At 74.0% G+C, this 19,089-nt stretch carries 16 protein-coding genes; 10 read left to right on the top strand and 6 right to left on the bottom strand.

Annotated elements, in window-relative coordinates; genetic code table 11:
• The first annotated feature begins 9 nt into the window (after positions 1-9).
• From OG852_RS27965 to OG852_RS27940, 6 genes are read left to right on the top strand one after another with little or no spacing between them, the layout of a single operon-like run.
• On the top strand, positions 10-873 hold the full coding sequence (locus OG852_RS27965) for a RimK family alpha-L-glutamate ligase (protein WP_133912223.1): 864 nt from the start codon (positions 10-12) through the stop codon (positions 871-873).
• Positions 870-1,895: an N-acetyl-gamma-glutamyl-phosphate reductase gene (argC, locus tag OG852_RS27960; RefSeq protein ID WP_330349322.1), complete on the top strand. Its 1,026-nt coding sequence runs from the start codon at positions 870-872 to the stop codon at positions 1,893-1,895. The genes OG852_RS27965 and argC overlap by 4 nt, the downstream gene beginning before the upstream one ends.
• 49 nt (positions 1,896-1,944) lie before the next feature.
• Positions 1,945-2,832, top strand: coding sequence for a transketolase (locus tag OG852_RS27955; protein WP_330349321.1), 888 nt, complete (start codon positions 1,945-1,947; stop codon positions 2,830-2,832).
• Positions 2,829-3,821 (top strand): transketolase family protein, encoded by a 993-nt coding sequence (locus OG852_RS27950; protein ID WP_330349320.1) that lies wholly within the window; start codon positions 2,829-2,831, stop codon positions 3,819-3,821. Before OG852_RS27955 ends, OG852_RS27950 begins: the two co-directional genes overlap by 4 nt.
• Positions 3,818-5,506 carry an AMP-binding protein gene (locus OG852_RS27945; protein ID WP_330349319.1) on the top strand — a complete coding sequence of 563 codons (1,689 nt, stop codon included), beginning with the start codon at positions 3,818-3,820 and terminating at the stop codon, positions 5,504-5,506. Before OG852_RS27950 ends, OG852_RS27945 begins: the two co-directional genes overlap by 4 nt.
• A 31-nt stretch (positions 5,507-5,537) precedes the next feature.
• Complete coding sequence (locus OG852_RS27940; RefSeq protein ID WP_133912218.1) at positions 5,538-6,683, top strand: acyl-CoA dehydrogenase family protein; 1,146 nt, start codon at positions 5,538-5,540, stop codon at positions 6,681-6,683.
• Between the two features lie 5 nt (positions 6,684-6,688).
• Here OG852_RS27940 and OG852_RS27935 read toward each other — a convergent pair whose 3' ends face one another.
• Positions 6,689-7,294, bottom strand: a complete 606-nt coding sequence (locus OG852_RS27935) for a CGNR zinc finger domain-containing protein (RefSeq protein ID WP_133912217.1) — start codon at positions 7,292-7,294, stop codon at positions 6,689-6,691.
• A gap of 144 nt (positions 7,295-7,438) precedes the next feature.
• Between OG852_RS27935 and OG852_RS27930 the strand changes: the two genes are divergently transcribed.
• The 4 genes from OG852_RS27930 to OG852_RS27915 all read left to right on the top strand — a co-directional run bounded on the left by OG852_RS27930 (position 7,439) and on the right by OG852_RS27915 (position 11,631).
• Entirely contained in the window at positions 7,439-8,890 is a 1,452-nt protein-coding gene (locus OG852_RS27930; RefSeq protein WP_133912216.1) for an MFS transporter, read from the top strand.
• Positions 8,891-9,002: 112 nt separating this feature from the next.
• Positions 9,003-10,181: an FAD-dependent monooxygenase gene (locus tag OG852_RS27925; RefSeq protein WP_133912215.1), complete on the top strand. Its 1,179-nt coding sequence runs from the start codon at positions 9,003-9,005 to the stop codon at positions 10,179-10,181.
• A gap of 18 nt (positions 10,182-10,199) precedes the next feature.
• Complete coding sequence (locus OG852_RS27920) at positions 10,200-10,784, top strand: YdeI/OmpD-associated family protein (RefSeq protein WP_133912214.1); 585 nt, start codon at positions 10,200-10,202, stop codon at positions 10,782-10,784.
• Between the two features lie 115 nt (positions 10,785-10,899).
• Entirely contained in the window at positions 10,900-11,631 is a 732-nt protein-coding gene (locus OG852_RS27915; RefSeq protein ID WP_133912213.1) for an alpha/beta fold hydrolase, read from the top strand.
• Between the two features lie 131 nt (positions 11,632-11,762).
• On the opposite strand, the gene OG852_RS27910 is transcribed toward OG852_RS27915, so the two are convergent.
• From OG852_RS27910 to OG852_RS27890, 5 genes are all read right to left on the bottom strand, one after another.
• The gene (locus tag OG852_RS27910; protein WP_133912212.1) at positions 11,763-14,111 is read right to left on the bottom strand and encodes a non-ribosomal peptide synthetase; all 2,349 of its coding nucleotides are present in this window, start codon (positions 14,109-14,111) and stop codon (positions 11,763-11,765) included.
• 48 nt (positions 14,112-14,159) lie between these two features.
• Complete coding sequence (locus tag OG852_RS27905; protein ID WP_133912211.1) at positions 14,160-15,266, bottom strand: 3-deoxy-7-phosphoheptulonate synthase; 1,107 nt, start codon at positions 15,264-15,266, stop codon at positions 14,160-14,162.
• Between the two features lie 41 nt (positions 15,267-15,307).
• Complete coding sequence (locus OG852_RS27900) at positions 15,308-16,330, bottom strand: ketoacyl-ACP synthase III family protein (protein ID WP_133912210.1); 1,023 nt, start codon at positions 16,328-16,330, stop codon at positions 15,308-15,310.
• Between the two features lie 80 nt (positions 16,331-16,410).
• Entirely contained in the window at positions 16,411-18,387 is a 1,977-nt protein-coding gene (locus OG852_RS27895; RefSeq protein ID WP_330349318.1) for an anthranilate synthase family protein, read from the bottom strand.
• Positions 18,384-19,049, bottom strand: a complete 666-nt coding sequence (locus OG852_RS27890) for an isochorismatase family protein (RefSeq protein WP_330349317.1) — start codon at positions 19,047-19,049, stop codon at positions 18,384-18,386. The genes OG852_RS27895 and OG852_RS27890 overlap by 4 nt, the downstream gene beginning before the upstream one ends.
• Positions 19,050-19,089 lie beyond the last annotated feature (40 nt).

Below are 19,089 nucleotides of genomic sequence, written 5' to 3'. Positions count from 1 at the left end.
GCCGAAGCGATGAGTTCCGCGACACCGCGGCTCGGCGTACTCGCCTCGCGGGTCCGCTTCGAGGAGAAGTCCATCCTGGCAGCGCTTGAGAGGCGTGGCGTCGCGTGCGAGCAGATCGACCCCCGCGCGCTGTCGGTCCGGGCGGGCAGCCCCCGGACCGGCCCGCGGACCGTCCTGAACCGGGAGGTCGGCCACTACCGGGCGCTGTACGCGGCGAGCGCCCTGGAGTCGGCGGGCGTGAAGGTCCTCAACTCGGCCGCCGCGGCCGCCGTCTGCGGTGACAAGTGGCAGACGACGACGGCCCTGGTCGCCGCCGGCCTGCCGACCCCCGAGACCGTGCTGGCGCTGACGCCCGAGGCGGCCCTCGAGGCCCTGGAGGGGTTCGGCTACCCGGCCGTGATCAAGCCGCTGGTCGGGTCCTGGGGACGTCTGGTGACCCGGGTGACCGGCCCGGAGATGGCCGCTGCGGTCCTGGAGCACCTGGCCGCGCTGCCCTCCCCGCAGTCCCACGTCGTCTACGTCCAGCGCGAGGTCGCCAAGGCCGACCGGGACATCCGCGCCCTGGTCGTGGACGGCCGGGTCGTCGGTGCCACGTACCGCCGCAGCGACCAGTGGCGGACGAACGTCGCCCGCGGCGCGGTCAGCGAGCGCTGCCCCCTCGACCCCGAGCTCACCCGGCTCGCCGTGGCGGCGGCGCGGACCGTCGGCGCGCACATCGCCGGGGTGGACCTGCTCCAGGACCCCGACGGCCGGCTGACCGTGCTGGAGGTCAACGACCGGGTGGAGTTCCGGGGCCTGCAGCAGTGTCACGGCACGGACATCGACGCGGCGGACGCCATGGCCGCCCTGCTGATCAAGGAGGGACAGGCATGATCCGGGCAGCCGTCGTCGGCGCGGCCGGCTACATCGGCGGGGAACTCCTCCGTCTGCTCGTCAACCACCCCCAGGTGGAGGTCGTCAACGCCGTCTCCCGCACCCTGCGCGGCCGGCCCGTCGACAGCGTCCACCCCAACCTGCGCGGCCGCACCCGGCTCGCCTTCTCGTCGTACGACCAGCTCGGACAGCCCGATGTGCTGTTCCTGGCCACCCCGCACCGCGAGACGATGCAGCGGATGCCGGAGTACCTCGCCGCGGCACGGGTCGTGATCGACCTGTCCGGCGACTTCCGGCTGCGCGACACCACCGTCTACGAGGACTACTACGGCGCCCCGCACGAGGCGCCCGCGCTGATCGACGGGTTCACCCCGGGGATCCCCGAGTTCCACCGGGAGCGGCTGACCACCGCCGACCGGATCTCCGTGCCCGGCTGCATGGCCAACGCCGGCATCCTCGCGCTGGAGCCGCTCGCCCGCGACAAGCTGATCGAGGGCGACATCACGGTGGACGCCCGCACCGGGTCCAGCGGCTCGGGCGCCAAGGCCGGCTCGGAGAACCTGCACGCCGAACGCAGCGGCGCCCTGCGGGTGTTCGCGCCGACCCGGCACCGGCACGAGGCCGAGATCGCCCAGGCCACCGGGCACACCGTGCGGATGACGGCGACCGGCGTCGAGGCGGTGCGCGGGGTGCAGCTGCTGTGCCGGGCGGCGCTGGCCGACGGGGTGGACGAGCGGGCCGTCCGCGCCACCTACCGGGCCCGGTACGCGGCCGAGCCGTTCGTGCGGATCGTCGCCGCCCGCCGCGGGATGCACCGGTTCCCCGACGCCAAGATCCTCGCCGGCTCCAACTTCTGCGACGTGGGCTTCGCGCTGGACCGGGGCGCCTCCACCGTCACCGTGATCGCGGCCCTGGACAACCTCGTCAAGGGCGGCGCGGGCAACGCCGTGCAGTGCATGAACATCCGCTTCGGCGAACCGGAGGAGCGGGGCCTGGAGTTCACCGGCCTGCACCCCAACTGAGCACGTCCCCGCACCCCTTCACCGTCGTACGCCTTCGAAAGGACCTGGCATGAGCAGCCCGCCCCTGCTGCGCGGCACCCCGCCGCCGGCCGCAACGACCGCCGACGACCCCCGCCGGGAAGCGGACCTGCCCGAGGTCGTCACCCGGATCAGGGAGCACGTCGTGAGGATGTGCGCCTCCGACGAGGGCGGGCATCTGGGCGGCTCGATGTCCCTGGTGGAGATCCTCGCGGTGCTCTACTTCCGGGTGCTGCGGCACGATCCGTGCTTCCCCGGACTGCCCGAGCGGGACGTGCTGCTGCTCAGCAAGGGGCACGGCGGCATCGGCCTGTTCGCGACGCTGTGCGAGGCCGGCTACTTCCCGGCCGGGGAACTCGCCGGGTACGCCCGTCCCGGCAGCCACCTCACCGCCCACCCGCATCCCGGCATCCCCGGTGTGGAGATGCCCTCCGGCTCCCTCGGCCACGGTCTCGCGGTCGGCGTCGGCTACGCCCTCGCGCACCGGCTGGACGAGTCCGGCCGGCGCTGTTTCGTGGTCATGGGCGACGGCGAGCTGCAGGAGGGCTCGGTGTGGGAGGCGGCGTCGGTCGCCGCCGCGCACCGGCTCGGCCGGCTCACCGCGGTCGTGGACCGCAACGGTCTGCAGATCAGCGGCTCGACCGAGATGGTCGGAGCGCTGGAGCCGCTGGCCGACCGCTGGCGCGCGTTCGGCTGGCGGGTCCTGGAGGCCGACGGCCATGACACCGAGGCGCTGACCGCCGCGCTCACCCTCGCCCCGGACCCGCACCGGCCGACCGTGCTGATCGCCCACACCGTCAAGGGCAAGGGCGTCCCCCGGATCGAGGGGCAGGCCCGCAGCCACTACGCCAAGCTGAGCCGCCGGCAGGAGCTCCAGCTGCTGAAGGCCCTGCGCGCCGAGGCGGAGGCCCGCCGATGACCACCCTGACCGCACCCCCGCCCGCCGCCCCCGCGGCCGAGGACACCCGTTCCGCCCGCGAGGTCCACCGCGACACCGTCGCCCGGCTCCTGCCCCGCGAGGAACGGCTGGTCGTCCTCGACAGCGACACCGGGCTGTTCAACGGCGTCGACTTCGGTCTCGCCGCCGACCGCTACCTCAACCTGGGGATCGCCGAGCACACCCTGATGGGCGCCGCCTCCGGGCTGGCCCGCGAGGGCCGGATCCCGCTGGTGCACACGATGGCCGCGTTCGCCTCCTCCCGTGCGCTGGAGGCCGTGAAGCTGGACATCGCGCTGAACAACCTGCCGGTGCTGATCGCGGCCACCCACGCCGGGGTGTCGGCCGGTCACCTCGGGCCCACGCACCACGCCCTGGAGGATCTGGCGACGCTGCGGGTGCTGCCCCACATGACCGTCGTCGTGCCCGGCGACCCCGCCCAGACCGCCGAGCTGCTGCGCCAGGCCCTGGCCTGCGGCGGCCCCGTCTACCTCCGGCTCGGCCGGGGCGCCACGCCCGCGCTGCCGGCCGACGCCGAACCGCCCCGCCTGGGCAGGGCGCAGATCCTGCGCCGGGGCGGCGACATCACGCTGGCCGCCTGCGGACCGTACCCGGTCCTCGCGGCGCTGGAGGCGGCCGAGCTGCTCGCCGCCGACGGCATCGAGGCGAACGTCCTGCATCTGCACACCGTCAAGCCGCTCGACACCCCGGCGCTCCTGGAGGCCCTCGGCGACCAGCGGACGGTGATCACGGTCGAGGAGCACTGGGCGGCCGGCGGCTTCGGCTCGGCCGTCGCCGAGGAGCTGAGCGCGGTGCGGCCGGTCCAGGTGCACCGGATCGCGATGCCGGACGCCTTCGTCCAGGTCGCGGGGAGTCAGCGGCTGCTGCTCGAACAGGGCGGGGTGAGCGCGCCCGCCGTCGCCGACCGCGCCCGTCGGGCGCTCGACACCGCACAGGGAGGCACCCGATGACCACGGCACCGACGACGACGGCGCCTGCGGCCACAGCACCGCCGTACGTCTCGCAGGAGACACGCTGGCGCGCGGCCGGCTGGTGGCGCGAGGAGACGATCCTCGACGATCTGCGCCGCTGGGCCCGGCTGCGGCCCGACCGCCCCGCGCTGGTCTGTTACACGGGCGCCGCCGCGCAGACCGTGCCGTACGCCGAACTCGCCCGCCGGGTCGACCGGCTCGCCGTCGGACTGCTGCGGCTCGGTGTGCGCCGCGACGACGTGGTGACGCTCCAGCTGCCCAACTCCTGGGAGCTGGTGGCGCTCTGTCTCGCCGCCGCCCGGATCGGCGCGGTCGCCGGCCCGGTGGTGCCGACCATGCGCCGCCGCGAGGTGGAGTTCATGACCCGGCTCACCGGGAGCCCGGTCTACATCGCCGCGGCCGAGGTCCGGGGCTTCTCCTACGACGCGATGAGCGCCGAGGTCGCCGAGGCCGTGCCCACCCTGCGCCACCGGGTCCTCCTCGGCGGCGACGGCGACCTCACCCCCGGCGCCCTGGACTTCACCCGGGACCTCTACGGCCCCGAGCCCGACCCGGAGCTGCTCGCCTCGCTCGACGCGCGGGAGGCCGGACCCGACGACCCCGCCCAGATCATGTTCACCTCCGGCACCACCGGTGAGCCCAAGGGCGTGGTGCACAGCCACAACACCCTGTACGCGATGAACAAGGCGCAGGCCGAGGTGCTGGGGCTGAGCGGCGACGAGATCACCGCGATGGGCTCGCCCACCACGCACCAGGCCGGTTTCACGTGGAACTTCGTGATGCCGATGCTGCTCGGCGCGACCGCCGTGCAGGTGGACCGCTGGGATCCGGAGCGGATGCTGGACATCCTCCAGGAGCAGCGGGTGACGTTCTTCATGGGGGCGCCGACCTTCCTCTCCGACCTGATCGACGCCCAGCGGCGCACCCCGCACGATCTGTCGGCGCTGCGCAGCTTCGCCACCGGCAGCGCGCCGATCGCCCCGCTGCTGGTGGAGGACGCCGACGCGGTGCTCGGCTGCCGGGTGTACGCGCTGTGGGGCATGACGGAGAACGGCTGTGTCACCGTCACCCGTCCCGGACAGCCCCCGCTGCGGGCCGCCGAGAGCGACGGCACGGCGGTCCCGGGCATGGAGGTCCGGATCACCGGCAGGGACGGCGGCCCGGTGCCGCCCGGGGAGGGCGGCCGGCTGCAGGTGCGCGGCGCGGCCCAGTGCCTGGGCTACTTCCGCCGGGCCGAGGTGTACGCGGCGTCGGTGACCGCCGACGGCTGGTTCGACACCGGTGATCTGGCCCGGGACGACGGGCACGGCGGGATCCGGATCGCCGGGCGGGTCAAGGACATGATCGTGCGCGGTGCCGAGAACATCCCGGTCGTCGAGGTCGAGGGCGCGCTGCTGCGGCATCCGGCGGTCAAGGACGTCGCGGTGGTCGGCTACCCGGACGAGCGGCTCGGCGAGCGGGCCTGCGCGTTCCTGGTGACCGGCGGTGAGGTCCTCGGACTCCCCGAGGTCCAGGCGCACCTGGTGGGCCTCGGGATGGCGAAGACGTACTGGCCGGAGCGGGTGGTGCTGCGGGAGGAGCTGCCGCGCACCCCCTCCGGAAAGATCCAGAAATTCGCCCTGCGCGAGCTGCTGCGCGCCGAACGCGAGCGCCCCTCCGTCTGACACCCGCCCCGAGAGAAGGAAGCACAGCCCCATGGACTTCACGTTCACCGCGCCGCAGAACGACCTGGCCAAGCGGGTGGCCGAGTTCGCCGCCGACCGGATCGCCCCGCACCGGCAGGAGCAGGACCGCTCCGGCACCTACCGCCCGGACCTGATCGCCGACCTGGCCGCCGCGGACCTGTTCGCGCTCAGGATCCCGGTGGAGTACGGCGGTCTCGGCCTGGACGCGGTCAGCGCGGGTCTCGCGCTGGAGAAGCTGGCGGCTGCCGATCTGTCGGTGTGCTTCCCGGTGCTCAACGCGGCGCTCATCGGCGGGGTCCTCGCCGACAACGGCACCTCCGGGCAGCGGGCGGCCTGGCTGCCGCCGATCGCGCGCGGCGAGGCAGTGGTCGCGCTGGCGCTGACCGAGCCGGACCACGGCACGGACGCGGCCGGCATCCGGATGGCCGCGCGGCCGGACGGGGACGGCTGGGTGCTGACCGGCGAGAAGACCTCGATCATGATCGCGGCGCACGCCACCCACGCCCTGGTCTTCGCCCGCACCGGCGGGGAGGGCGCCCGGGGCATCAGCGCCTTCTACGTCCCGCTGGACGGGCCCGAGGTGCGGCGCGAGCGGCTGACCGACCTCGGCTGCAAGGCCGGCGGCCGGGGCCGGATCCTGCTGGACGGTCTGCGGGTCGGGCGGGACGAGCTGGTCGGCGAGCCGGGCGGCGGCTTCGCGGCCGTGATGCGGGGCTTCGGGGTCTCCCGGGCGTACATCGCGCTGATGGCGATCGCGGTCGGGGACGCGGCGCTGGCGGAGGCGTACGCCCACGCGAGCCGCCGCAGCGCGTTCGGGCAGCCCCTCGGACGGTTCCAGTCGGTGACGTTCCCGCTGGTGGAGCACTCCACGCTGCTGCACGCGGCGCGGCTCGTCGCGTACGAGGCGCTGTGCCGGGCGGACCGGGGCGAGGATCCCCGGATCCCGTCGAACATGGCGAAGTGGTGGGCGCCGAAGGCGGCCGTGGAGGCCACCCACCAGGCGCTGCTGACCCTCGGCCAGCTGGGCTGGAGCGAGGACGGGCCGGTGGCGCAGCGGCTGCGGGACGTCATCGGGCTCCAGCTCGCCGACGGCACCGCGGCGGCCACCAAGCTCACGGTGGCGCGGCTGGTCCTGGGCAAGGAGTACGCGCCGTGACCGCGTCAGCCGCCCGTCGCGGCCGTCGTCCGGGGTGTCCTCAGCCCCTGCCGGTACACGGTCATCTTGGAGCGGGTGCCGCACACGGCCATGGAGCACCAGCGGCCGGAGCGGTTGCGGGCGCGGTCGTAGAACGCCCAGGAACAGCGGTGGTCGTGACAGGACTTCAGCCGCTGCCAGCTGCCGTCCCCGGTGGCCTCCACGACGATGCCGAGGACCTGTGCCATCAGGCCCCGGGCCCCGTCGTGGACGGGCCGCAGGCCCGGAAGTCCGGTCGCCGGGTCGACGTCCACGACCAGCGGGAGCCGCTCGGCGAGCCGGGCGACGGTGGCACGGGCCTGCGGGTCGGGGTCACCGCCGTTGTTCTCCCGCAGCAACGCCCGCAGGGCCTCGCGGAGTTCGACCGCGCGCCTGCGGTCGGCCTCGGTGACCTCGCTCGCGGCGCCCGGTGGGCCGTAGGCGCCGAGCCAGCGGGTGAACCCCTCGACGGTGGCGAACTCGTCCGGTCCGAACTCGACGTTGAGGCTGTTGACGAAGGACTGCACCAGGGCGAGCCGGCCCGGCGCCACCTCGCGGTCCCCGGGCTGCCGCACCCGCGTTTTTCCTGTCATCCCCCAGACACTACCGGTCACCGACGTTGACCGGTATCACCCGACCTCCCTCTCCCGACCTCCCTCTTCCGACTTCCCTCTTCCGACTTCCCTCTTCCGACTTCCCTCTTCCGACCCCCCCATTGAATATCCGAAAGGAATGCCATGGCCGGCACCACCGGCGGGCGACCGCCGCTCCTCCTGCTGTGCACCGCGCAGTTCATGCTCGCCCTCGACTTCGCCATCGTGAACGTCGCCCTCGGCGGCATGCAGCGCGACCTGGGCTTCACCGACAGCGGCCTGCAGTGGGTCGTCGGCGCCTACGCGCTCTTCTACGGCGGTTTCCTGCTGCTCGGCGGCCGGGCGGGCGACGTCATCGGCCGCAAGCGGCTGTTCGTCGCCGGGCTCACCGTGTTCACCCTGGCCTCGCTGGTCGGCGGTCTCGCCACCGCGCCGTTCGTCCTGGTCGCCGCCCGCGCCCTGCAGGGGCTGGCCGCGGCGGCCGTCTCCCCGGCCGTGCTCGCGCTGATCGCCGCCGGGTTCCCGGAGGGCAAGGAGCGGGTGAAGGCGATGGGCGTCTTCGGCGCCGTCTCCTCGGCCGGTTTCTCCGGCGGTGTCGCGGCCGGCGGGCTGCTCACCGAGTACATCAGCTGGCGTGCGGTGATGCTGGTCAACCTGCCCGTCGGGATCGTCCTGGTGGTGCTCGCCGCGCGGAAGCTCGCCGCCGACCACCACGCCACCCGCTCCACGAAGCTCGACATCCCGGGCGCGATCCTCGTCACCTCCGCGATGTGCGCCTTCAGCTACGGCCTGACCGTCGCCTCCGACGAAGGCTGGAGCTCCACCCCCGTCGTCGCCTCGCTGACCGCCGGCACCGTCCTGCTGCTCGCGTTCCTGTTCGTCCAGACCCGCGTCGCGGCCCCGCTCGTGCCGCTGTCGATCTTCCGCAACCGCAGTCTGTCCTCCGGCAACGGCATCGCGTTCCTGTCCGGCGGTGTGATGTCGGTGTCGACCTTCTTCATCACCCTCTACCTCCAGCAGGTCCTGCACTACTCCGCCGTCAAGACCGGCCTCGCCTTCTTCCCGCAGGCGTTCACGGTCTTCCTCGCGAGCGTCCCGGTGATCCGGCTCACCGAGCGGCTGGGCGCCCGCCACACCCTGACCATCGGCGGGCTGCTCCTCGCCGCCGGTTCGGCGCTGCTCGCCCAGGTCACCGCGAGCAGCTCGTACCTGCTGGTGGTGCTGCCCGGCGGGGTCCTGCTCGGCCTCGGTGTCACCGTCATGATGATCACCACGGCGGTCGCCGCGACCAGCGGGGTCGCGGGACCGCAGATGGGTCTCGCCTCCGGCCTGTACAACTCCGGCCGCCAGCTCGGCGTCGGGCTGTGCCTCGCGGTCGGCGTGGCGCTCGCCGGCATCGCCGACGGCGCGGTCCGCGCCATCCCGATCGACGGCTTCCAGTCGGCGTTCTGGTTCACCGGCGCCCTGTCGGCCGGCATCGTCGCCGTCTCGGTCCTGGGCCTGCGCGGCACGGCGGTCGCCCAGGCCGCCCCCCGGCCGGCCCCGGCGACGGAGCCGGTGACCGCCCCGGCGGGTGCCGCGGCCGCCGCCAAGTAGCACCTGCAACCCCTGACACGGCCGGCCCTCCCACCCCCCGAGGGCCGGCCGTTCACCATCGCGGTTCGCGTGGAGCGCGGTTCGCGTTTGCGGAGAGGATCAGGAACGAGCCATGACTCACATACTCGTCGCGGGCGGCGGCATCGGCGGGCTGGCCGTCGCGCTCGGCCAGGCCCGCAACGGAAACCGGGTGACCGTCCTGGAGAGCCGCCCGGAGTTCGGCGAGATCGGCGCGGGCATCCAGCTCGCCCCGAACGCCTTCCACGCCCTGGACGTCCTCGGCGTCCGCGAGCGGGTCGCGGCCCGCGCCGACTTCATCGACGAACTCCGTTTCATGGACGGCACCACCGGCCGCCGGATCACCGCGATGCCGCTGACCGGCGGCTACCGCGCCCGCTTCGGCAACCCCTACGCCGTCGTCCACCGCGCCGACCTGCACCGGGCGCTCCTCGACGGCTGTGCCGACGCCGGCGTGGAGCTCCTCGGCGGGCACCGCGTCACCGGCTACACCCAGCGGGCCGGGCGGGCGACCGCGCTGACCGCGGCCGGCGACCGGTTCACCGCCGACGTCCTCATCGGCGCCGACGGACTGCGTTCCGCCGTACGCGAGCAGCTCGTCGGCGACGGTCCCCCGCGGATCTCCGGCCACACCATCTACCGCGCCGTCATCCCGATGTCCGAGGTGCCCGAGCGGCTCAGGACCCGCGCGGTGACCCTGTGGGCCGGCCCGGGATGGCACTTCGTGCACTATCCGATCGGCGGCGGCGACCACCTCAACCTCGCCGCCACCCGCGACGACGGCGCCCGCGAGGAGATCACCGGCGCGCCCGCCGGCCGCGAGGAGGTCCTCGCCGAGTTCGCCCGACTCGCCGACGGCGCACGGCGGCTGCTGGAGCTGGGGCGGGACTGGCGGATCTGGGTGCTGTGCGACCGCGACCCCGTCGACACCTGGGTGGACGGCCGCGTCGCGCTGACCGGCGACGCCGCCCACCCGATGCTCCAGTACGCCGCCCAGGGCGCCTGCATGGCCCTGGAGGACGCGGTCGCGCTCGCGACCCTGCTGCGCTGCGACCCGGCCGACATGCCGCAGCGCCTGGAGAAGTACAACGCGGTACGCCGTGAGCGCACCGCCCGCACCACCCACACCGCCCGCTGGATGGGCAGCGAGCTCTACCACCCGGCCGGGGCCCGTGCCGCCGAGCGCGACGCGCTCCTCGCCGGGCACTCCGCCGAGGACCTGCACGACGTGGTGGCGTGGCTGCACGGCACCACCGATTTCATCGGCACCTGAACGGGGGCGCATTCCCGCATGACCTCGCGTACGGATTCGAACGACAGCACCGGGGCGATCCACTTTCCCGACGAGAACGAGCTGGAGAACTGGTTCGAGGAAAATCACCGGAACACCGACGGGGTATGGCTGAAGATCGCCAAGAAGGGGTCCGGGATCCGGTCCGTCGACGCGGTCCAGGCCCTCGACGTGGCCCTGTGCTACGGCTGGATCCCGGCCCGTCGGCAATCCCTCGACGCGCGCTTCTTCCTCCAGAAACTCACCCCCCGCCGGGCCCGCAGCGTCTGGTCGATGGTCAACATCCGCAAGGTGGAGGCGCTGATCGAGGCCGGCCGGATGCGTGAGCCGGGCCTCGCCGAGATCCGCGCCGCCCAGGCCGACGGCCGCTGGGACGCCGCCTACGAGGGCCAGGCCCGCGCCGAGGTCCCGGCCGGGCTCACCGCGGCCCTCGCCGAACGGCCCGACGCCGCGGCCCGGTTCGAGGAGCTCGACCGCACCGGCCGCTATCTGCTGATGCTGCCGCTGCTCAAGGCGGTGGGCGAACAGAACCGGGAACTCCAACTGAAGAGAATACTTCAGCAATTGGAGAGCACGGCCCGCTGATTTCCCGGGAACGAGAAGCCGCCGCCCCCCACCGGGGCGGCGGCTTCTCGTTTCCATAACGAGGTGTCACCGCGTGGAAGCCCGGGGGGAATTGCGCGCGATTAGCCTTCCCGGCATGACTCTTCACATACGCCGGTGGGGCACGGGTGAGAAGACCGCCGTCCTCGTCCACGGAATGCTGAGCAGTTCGGAATGCTGGTGGGAGATCGGCCCGGCGCTGGCCGGCCGCGGATACCGGGTGGTGGCGGTGGATCTGCCGGGACACGGGCTCTCCCCCGCCGCCCCGGACGCCGGGCTGGACGACTTCGTCGAGGCGCTCGTACGGTCCGTGCCGGCCGCGCCCGACCTCGCCGTCGGCCACTCGATGGGCGCCTTCGTCCTCGCGTCCGCGCTGGAACGGATCGCCCCGCGCCGGGTGGTGTACGTGGACACCCCGTTCGGCCCGAGCCGGCTCGACGTGGACCCGCCGACGCTCACCGCCGTCTACACCAAGGCCAAGGCCCGCCGTACCCTCGACGCCCTCGACCGGCAGGAACCCGGCTGGCGGCAGCGGGACCGGGAGGTGGAGGCGCGGGCGGCCGGGCAGTTCGACGTGGCCACCTCGGTGAGCCTGTTCGCCTCCGTGGCGGGCCGGGAGTTCGCCCCGCCGGCCGGGGTGCCCTCCCTGATGGTCCGGCCGGAGCCCAGCCGGTTCGTCCCGCCGGAGGCCGTCGAGACGCTGAGCGGGCAGGGGGTGGAGGTCCGCTCGGTCGAGGGCGCCGGACATCTCACCTGGTACGGCCACCACGACGCCTTCATGGCCGCGGTCGACGGCTGGCTGGCGGAGCCGGTGCCCACGGCCGCGTGAAGGCCGTACGACCCGGCCGTCCCGTACGCCCCCTGCCCCCGTACCAGCCCCCCCGCTCCCATACGGCCCGACAGTCCCGTACACACGAAGGCCCCGCCGGACGGTCCGGCGGGGCCTTCCGCTTCCCGGGCTCAGGCCGCCGCCGGGATCCGGTCCGCGACCAGGGCCGCCATCCTCGCCACGGTCGGCTCGTCGAAGAGGTCGACGATCTCGATGTCCACCGGGAACTCCTCGCGCACCAGGTTCGTCAGCCGCGCCGCGCGCAGGGAGTCGCCGCCCAGCTCGAAGAAGTTGTCGCGCACGCCCACCCCGTCGAGCTCCAGGACCTTGGTCCACAGTCCGAGCAGTGCCTCCTCCAGCGCGCCGGCGGGCGCCTGGTAGGGGGTGTCCAGCTCGGGGCGCGAGCGGGGCGGCTCGGGCAGCGCGGCCCGGTCGATCTTGCCGTTGACGCTGGTGGGGAGGCCGCCGATGACGTACACCGCCGGCACCATGAACGACGGCAGCCGCTGGGCCAGGCCGCGCCGCAGGTCCCGTACCGAGGGAGCCGCCTCGACGCCCGGCTCGATGTACGCGGTGAGCTGGACGTCTCCCAGGCTGTCCCGGTGGGCGAGGACCGCGGCCTGGTTCACTCCGGGCAGGGTGGTCAGGACGACCTCGATCTCGCCGAGGTGGACCCGGTTGCCGCGCACCTTGACCTGGTTGTCGGTGCGGCCGACGATCTCGATGCTGCCGTCCGGCCAGTACCGGGCGAGGTCGCCCGTGCGGTACATCACGGGGTGGCGGGCCGGGTCGATCGGGTTGGTGATCCACTTCTCGGCGGTGGCCTCCGGGCGGCCCAGATAGCCGGCCGAGAGGCTGACGCCGGCGATGCACAGCTCGCCCACCAGGCCCGGCGGCAGCGGGCGCAGCTCCTCGTCGAGGACGTACGTGGTGACGTTGGTCGTCGGGCGGCCGATCGGCGGGAGGCGGCGGGCGCGGCCCCGCGCGCCGAGCTCCTCGCCGAGCGCGGTGATGTCGCAGCTCGCGACGACGGTGGCCTCGGCCGAGCCGTACAGGTTGATCAGGCGGAACGGCAGACCGGCCGGGGGCCAGGACTGGATGCGCTCGCCGCAGACGCGGATGTTCTCCAGCGGGGTGTCCTCGGGCCACTCCAGGCGCCACAGCCGCTCGGCCATCGGCTTCATCAGCAGGGTGGTGGTGATGCCCTCGCGCAGGAACCACTCCTGGAGGCGGTGCTCGGAGGAGACCACGGACACGTCGGGGATGTGCACGGTGCCGCCGCGGGCGAGCACCGGGAAGCACTCGACCTCGATCATGCCGTAGCCGGGGGCGGCCAGCCAGGTGCCCTGGGAGGCGCCGGTGGTGCCGGTCAGCTCGGCCATGCTGTGGATCAGGTTGCGGGCGGCGCCGAAGCGGACCATGACGGCCTTGGGGGCGCCGGTGGAGCCGGAGGTGTAGCAGATGTGGATCAGGTCGTCGGCGCCGACGGGCTCGGCGACCTCGGTGTCCGGCTCGGTGCGCCAGTCGTCGGTGTCCAGTGCGAGGACCGGGGCGAGCCCGCTGACCTTGTCCTCGTGGGCGGCGAGGGTCAGCACGAGCGCGGCGGAGGCGTCCTGGACCATGTAGCGGACGCGGTCGGCGGGGAAGTCGCTGTCGAGGAGGATCGCCGCGCAGGCCAGCTTGAAGCAGGCGAGCTGGGCGATCAGGCTCTCCGCGCTCCGGGGGAAGCAGACCCCGACCCGGTCGCCGGGCCTGACCCCGCGGGCGGTCAGGCGGTGCGCCAACTGGTTGGCGCGGCCGTCGAGTTCGCGGTACGTCAGCCGGGTGCCCGGCAGGATGACGGCGAGGGCGTCGGGGGTGCGGCGGGCGTGCTCGGCGACCAGCTCGTGGAAGAAGGCGGGGCCGACCGGGCCCTCGGTGTCGTTCCACTCGACCAGGGTGCGGTGCAGCTCCTCGTCGGTGAGCAGGGCGATGTCCCGTACGGCGCCGTCCGGTTCGGCCACCAGGGCGGCGAGGACCCGCTCCAGGTGACGGGCGTACTGGTCGGCGGCGGTCGCGTCGAACTCGTCGCCGTCCAGGGCGAGTTCGAAGCCTTCGGCGGTGACCGAGAGGGTGAGCGCCGCGAGCGCCCGGGTGAGGGGTCCGGTGGTGTCGACGGCGGCGTGGGCGGGGCGGCCGGTGCCGGGGTCGGTGACCACGGGCGCCTCGGACACGGTCCGCAGCAGCTCGGCGGCGGTCGTGCCGCCGTCGACGCGCAGCGCGAGCGGCTCGACGCGGTCCGGGTCGCGCCGGCGTCCGGTCAGCAGATCGGTCTCTCCGGTGTAGCGGTGCACGAGCGCGGCCAGCGCGGCCGTGGCGTACACCTCGGCCCGCTCGGCGACGGCCGCGGGGACCTCGATGGACCGGCGGTGCAGGGCACCGGTGCGGGCGCCGTCCAGGACACGCGCCAGGGGCAGGGACGAACTCGTGGTGACGGCCACGGCAGGGGTTCCTCTCGGATGGGTTCGTGCGGGGATGTCGGGGTGGGTTCAGTGCGCCGGGGTCACGAGGGCCCTGCGGGCGTCGACCGCCGCGGCCAGTTCGTCGACCATGCGGGCCGTGGTCGGCCAGTCCACGCAGGCGTCGGTGACGCTCTGGCCGTAGACGAGGCGGTCGGTGCGGCCGAGTTCGAGGTCCTGGCGGCCCGCCGCGAGGAAGCTCTCGATCATCACGCCGGCCACCCCGCGCTCCCCGGCGGCGATCCGGCGGGCGAGGTCGGCGACGACGAGCGGCTGACGCTCGTGGTCCTTGTTGCTGTTGCCGTGGCTGGCGTCGACGACGAGCTGCTGCGGCAGTCCCGCAGCGGCCAGTTCGGCGAGGGCGGCGGCGACCGCGTCGGGGCCGTAGTTGGGGCCGTCGGCGCCGCCGCGCAGGACGACATGGCCGGCGGGGTTGCCCTCGGTCGCGACGACGGCGGCCCGGCCGTCCCCGCCGATGCCGGGGTAGACGTGCGGGTGGGAGGCGGAGACGACGGCGTCCACGGCGTCCCGGACCCCGCCGTCGGTGGTGTTCTTGAAGCCGACGGGCAGGCCGAGCCCGCTGGAGAGCTGGCGGTGCACCTGGCTCTGCACGGTCCGGGCGCCGATCGCGCCCCAGGCGACCGCGTCGGCCAGGTAGTGCGGGACGAGCGGGTCGAGGAACTCGCAGGCCACCGGCAGCCCGGTGCCGGCGATCTGGGCCATCAGACCGCGCGCCAGGCCGAGCCCGCTGGGCAGGTCGTCGGAACCGTCCAGGCGGGGGTCGCTGAGCAGCCCCTTCCAGCCGAGCCGGGTGCGCGGCTTCTCGACGTACACCCGCATGACGACGATGAGCTGCTCGCGGCTCTCGGCGGCCAGCGCGGACAGCCGCTCCGCGTAGCCGAGGGCGGCGTCGGGGTCGTGCACCGAACAGGGGCCGGTGATGACGACCACGCGGTCGTCCTGGCCGTTCAGGACGCGGGTGATGTCCCGGCGGGCCAGGGCGGTGGTCTTCTTCGCGAGGCCGGACAGCGGGATCTGTGCGCGCAGCGCGTCCGGGCTGGGCAGCGTCGCGGCGGCACCGGACGCCGCGGCGGCGGGCAGAGCGGGGGCGAGGCTCGCGGCACGAAAGGGAGTCATGGTCGGGATCCGTTTCTGTGAGAGGCGGGGCGGGGGGACGCTCAGACGCCGTCGGCCGTCAGGACCGCCGCCGAGAAGGTGAAGCCCATGCCGGTGCCGATCACGAGGATGCGGTCGCCGGGGCCGAGCAGGTCGTTCCTGAGCAGGTGGTCGAGGCCGTACATCTGGTCGCAGGGCCCGAGGTGGCCGATGGTCAGACCGAGTTCGTGGACGGTGTTGCGCGGGGTGATGCCGAGGGGGCGTACGAAGCTCTCGCGGTAGAGGGTCCGGCCGACGAACGGGGTGAGGAACCAGTCGATCCCGTCGGCGTCGACGCCGGCCTCGTCCAGGGCGCGGGCCACGACCTGCCGGGTGCAGTCGGCGACCCGGGTGTGCACGTCGCGCAGCGAGACCTCGCCGGAGGCGAGGAACTCCCGTGTCCTGCGCCGCATGTCGGGCTGTCCCTCGGGGGCGGTGCGGAACGGCTCGGCGCCCCGGGAGAGGCCCTCCAGCACGGTGTCGGTACGGCTCACCAGTGAGCGCAGCCGCAGCCGTCCGGTGTCCCGGGTGACGACCCCGGCGGCGGCGCCGTCGCCGAAGACCATGCCGGGGGAGGTGTGGAAGCGGTCGGTGGGGGGCGCGAAGCGGTCGGCGAGGGTGATCAGCGCGGACGGCACGTCGGGGCGGGCGATCAGCGTGGAGGCGGCGACGTCGAGGGCGGCCAGGGAGCCGTTGGACCAGGCACCCACGGTCGTGGGTGTGGAGTCGACGTGCTCGCCGAGGAGTTCCCGGGCGATCCAGCAGGCGGCGGGCCACAGGTCGATGCCCTGGAAGTGGCCGTGGCTGTGCAGCAGCACGGTGTCGCTGTCGACGCGCGCGCCCTTCTCCAGCGCCTCCTTGACGGCCTGCCGGCCGGCGGTGACCGCCATCTCGGGCGGTGCCTGGGTGGCCCGTGCGTAGCTGACCATGCCGGTGCTCTCGGCGGCCTCGGCCGAGTACCGGCCGTCGGCGACCGCGTCGGCCACCGGCTCGAACGCGCCGAGGGTGCCTCCGGTGCCGGCGATCCAGATGTTGTCGAAGCGCATCGGACGGTTCCTTCCAAAGGGGCGACGAGACAGGGTGCGGCCGGGCCGGAACCGACCGGGCTCTGCTACCACCAAAAACGCTATGCCGGTATCGCAGCCCGGACAACGGCCTCCCGATAAGGGCCCGTTACCTCTCCGAGCAGGTCCGTGAGCAGCTCCGCGAGCAGTTCGGGGCCGCGTCGCGTCAGCACCGACGCGGGATGGAACTGGACCGAGGCGAAGCCGGGCCCGCGCAGCGCGTGCACCTCGCCGTCCGCCTCCCGGAACACCCGCACCAGGCCCTCGCGGCCGGGGCAGTCGAGCAGCTCGGCCGCGCTGTGGGCGGCGAACGTGTTGTAGAAGCCCACCGGTTCACGGCGCCCGAAGCAGTCCACCACCCGCTGCACGCCCTGGCTGGGCACCTCCCGGCGGACCAGCGGCAGCCCCAGCAGGGTGCTGAGCACCTGGTGGCCCAGGCAGACGGAGAGGAACGGGATCCCGCGCCGCAGCAGTTCGGCGGTCACCGCGCGCATCCGGGCGATCTTCGGGTCGGCGGTGTCCCGGGGGTCACCGGGCCCCGGCCCCACGATCACCAGGTCGTACGCGCCGAGCCGGAAGTCCTCGTCGTGCCGGCGTACGTCGATGCGCAGACCGCGCGCCTGGAGCAGATGACGTGCCATGTGGGTGAAGGTGTCCTCGGCGTCGATCACCAGCACCCGGCGCCCCGCCAGCGCCGCGTCCGGCCGCACCCGCTCGCCCGGGTCCCGGAACCAGAACCCCGCGAGCGGCCCGTTGCGCTCGGCCAGCGCGGCCCGCACCCGCGGATCCGCCGACAGCGGACTTTGCCGCTCCCCCGGCGCCCCCGCGGGAGCGCCCGCCGGCGCCCGCAGCGCCTCGATCAGACCGGCCGCCTTGGCCCGGGTCTCCGCGGCCTCGGCCACCGGGTCGGAGTCGCGCACCAGCGTGGCTCCCACCGGGATCCGCACCCGGCCCGCCGTGTCGATCTCGGCGGTGCGGATGAGGATCGCGGAGTCCATCCGCCGCTCCCCCGCCGCGTCCCGCCCGATCAGCGCCGCGACCCCGGCGTAGTGCCCCCGCCCCTCCGGCTCGTGACGGCTGATCACCTCGCAGGCGCTCTCCAGCGGGCCGCCGGTGACGGTCGGCGCGAGCAGCGTCTCGCGCAGGATCTCCCGGACGTCCAGGGAACTGTGCCCCTCGATCAGGTACTCGGTGTGGGCGAGCCGGTCCATCTCCTTCAGGAACGGCCCCGTGACCCGTCCGCCCAGGTCGCAGACCCGGCCGGTCATCTTCAGCTCCTCGTCGAGGACCATGTACAGCTCATTGGCCTCCTTCGGGTCGGCGAGGAAGGAGAGCACCTCGGCCGGGTCCGGGCCGCCCGCCGGATAGCGGTACGTCCCGCTGATCGGGTTCATGACGATCCGGCCGGCGTCCAGGCTCACATGCCGCTCCGGGGAGGCCCCGACGAACGTGCGGTCCCCGGTGTGCACCACGAACGACCAGTGGCTGCCCGGGCTGCGGCCCGCCAGCCGCCGGAAGAACGACAGCGCGGTCCGCGCCGACCAGCCCTCGATGCGCGCCGTGAACGTACGCCTGAGGACGAAGTTGGCGCCCGCGCCCCGCCCGATCTCCTCGGCGAGGACCCGGCGGACCCGGGCCGCGTACTCCTCGTCGTCGGCGTCGAAGCGGCCCTCGTCCATGGCGATCGGCAGATCGGGCAGCCGCTCGAGGACCTCCGTGAGGGGCAGCACCGCCTGCTCGTCCACCGCGAGGGCGATCAGCGGCGCCCCGTCGTCGGGGCAGGCGAACCCGCGCTCGCGGATCTGGCGGTACGGCAGCAGCGCCAGCACCTCGTGCCGCTCACCGGCCGCGTCCCCGGCGAGGTCCCCGGTCGTCTCCGTGTCGGCGGTCAGCGGGATGTCGGCGATCAGCTCGTGCACGGCGACCCGCCCGATGAGGACGTCGATCCGGTCGGGCCCGGTGGCGTCGGGCCGGTGCAGCAGGGCGAAGGGGGGCGGGTCGGCGCCGAGGACGCGCTCGAGGACCGGGTGCACGCTCATGGCCGGCCCCCGTCCATCGCCGCGAGCACGGCCCGCGTCGGCAGGGTCACCGAGCAGCGGGTGGCGACGTAGTCGAGGGTCTCCCGGTGGCGGGCGGCCGAGAAGTCGGCGATCGCGTCGCCGACCACGAAGGTCTGGATGTCGTGCGAGAAGCCCTCGTGCGCGGTCATCAGGATGCCGACATGGGCGTACACCCCGCAGATCACCAGCTGGTCGCGGCCGGTGCGGCGCAGCAGGCCCAGCAGATCGGTGCGGCAGAAGGCGCTGGGCCGCCACTTGGTGAACACCTCGTCGCCGGGCGCGGGGGCGATCCGCTCCGGGATGGCGCGGTGCTCGGCGTCGGCGCTCATCCCGGCGCCCCAGAAGTCCTTGAGCAGGCCGCGCTGGGCGTCCGTCATCCCGCCGGGCTGGGCGGTGTAGACGACGGGCGCGCCGGCGTCGGCGAACGCCCCGCGCAGCGCCTCGGTGTGGTCGAGGAGATCGGTCAGCGGCTGCCGCCCGCCGGCGTCGGGGCCGCCGTGGCCGAAGGGGCTGAGGAAGTAGTTCTGCAGGTCGTGGACGAGCAGCACCGCTCGCGCCGGGTCCACCGTCCAGGGGGCGGTGTTGTGCGGGAGTTCGTCCTCGGTGGGCATGGGATACGGGTCGATGAGGGGGATCGCCATGGTCAACTCCGGTGTGTGGAAAGAGGGTTGGGAGAGAGGT

The sequence above is a fragment of the Streptomyces sp. NBC_00582 genome (assembly GCF_036345155.1).
Lineage (GTDB): Bacteria > Actinomycetota > Actinomycetes > Streptomycetales > Streptomycetaceae > Streptomyces.
The sequence above is the reverse complement of the archived record's forward strand: the minus strand, read 5'-3'. Positions and strand labels throughout refer to the sequence as shown.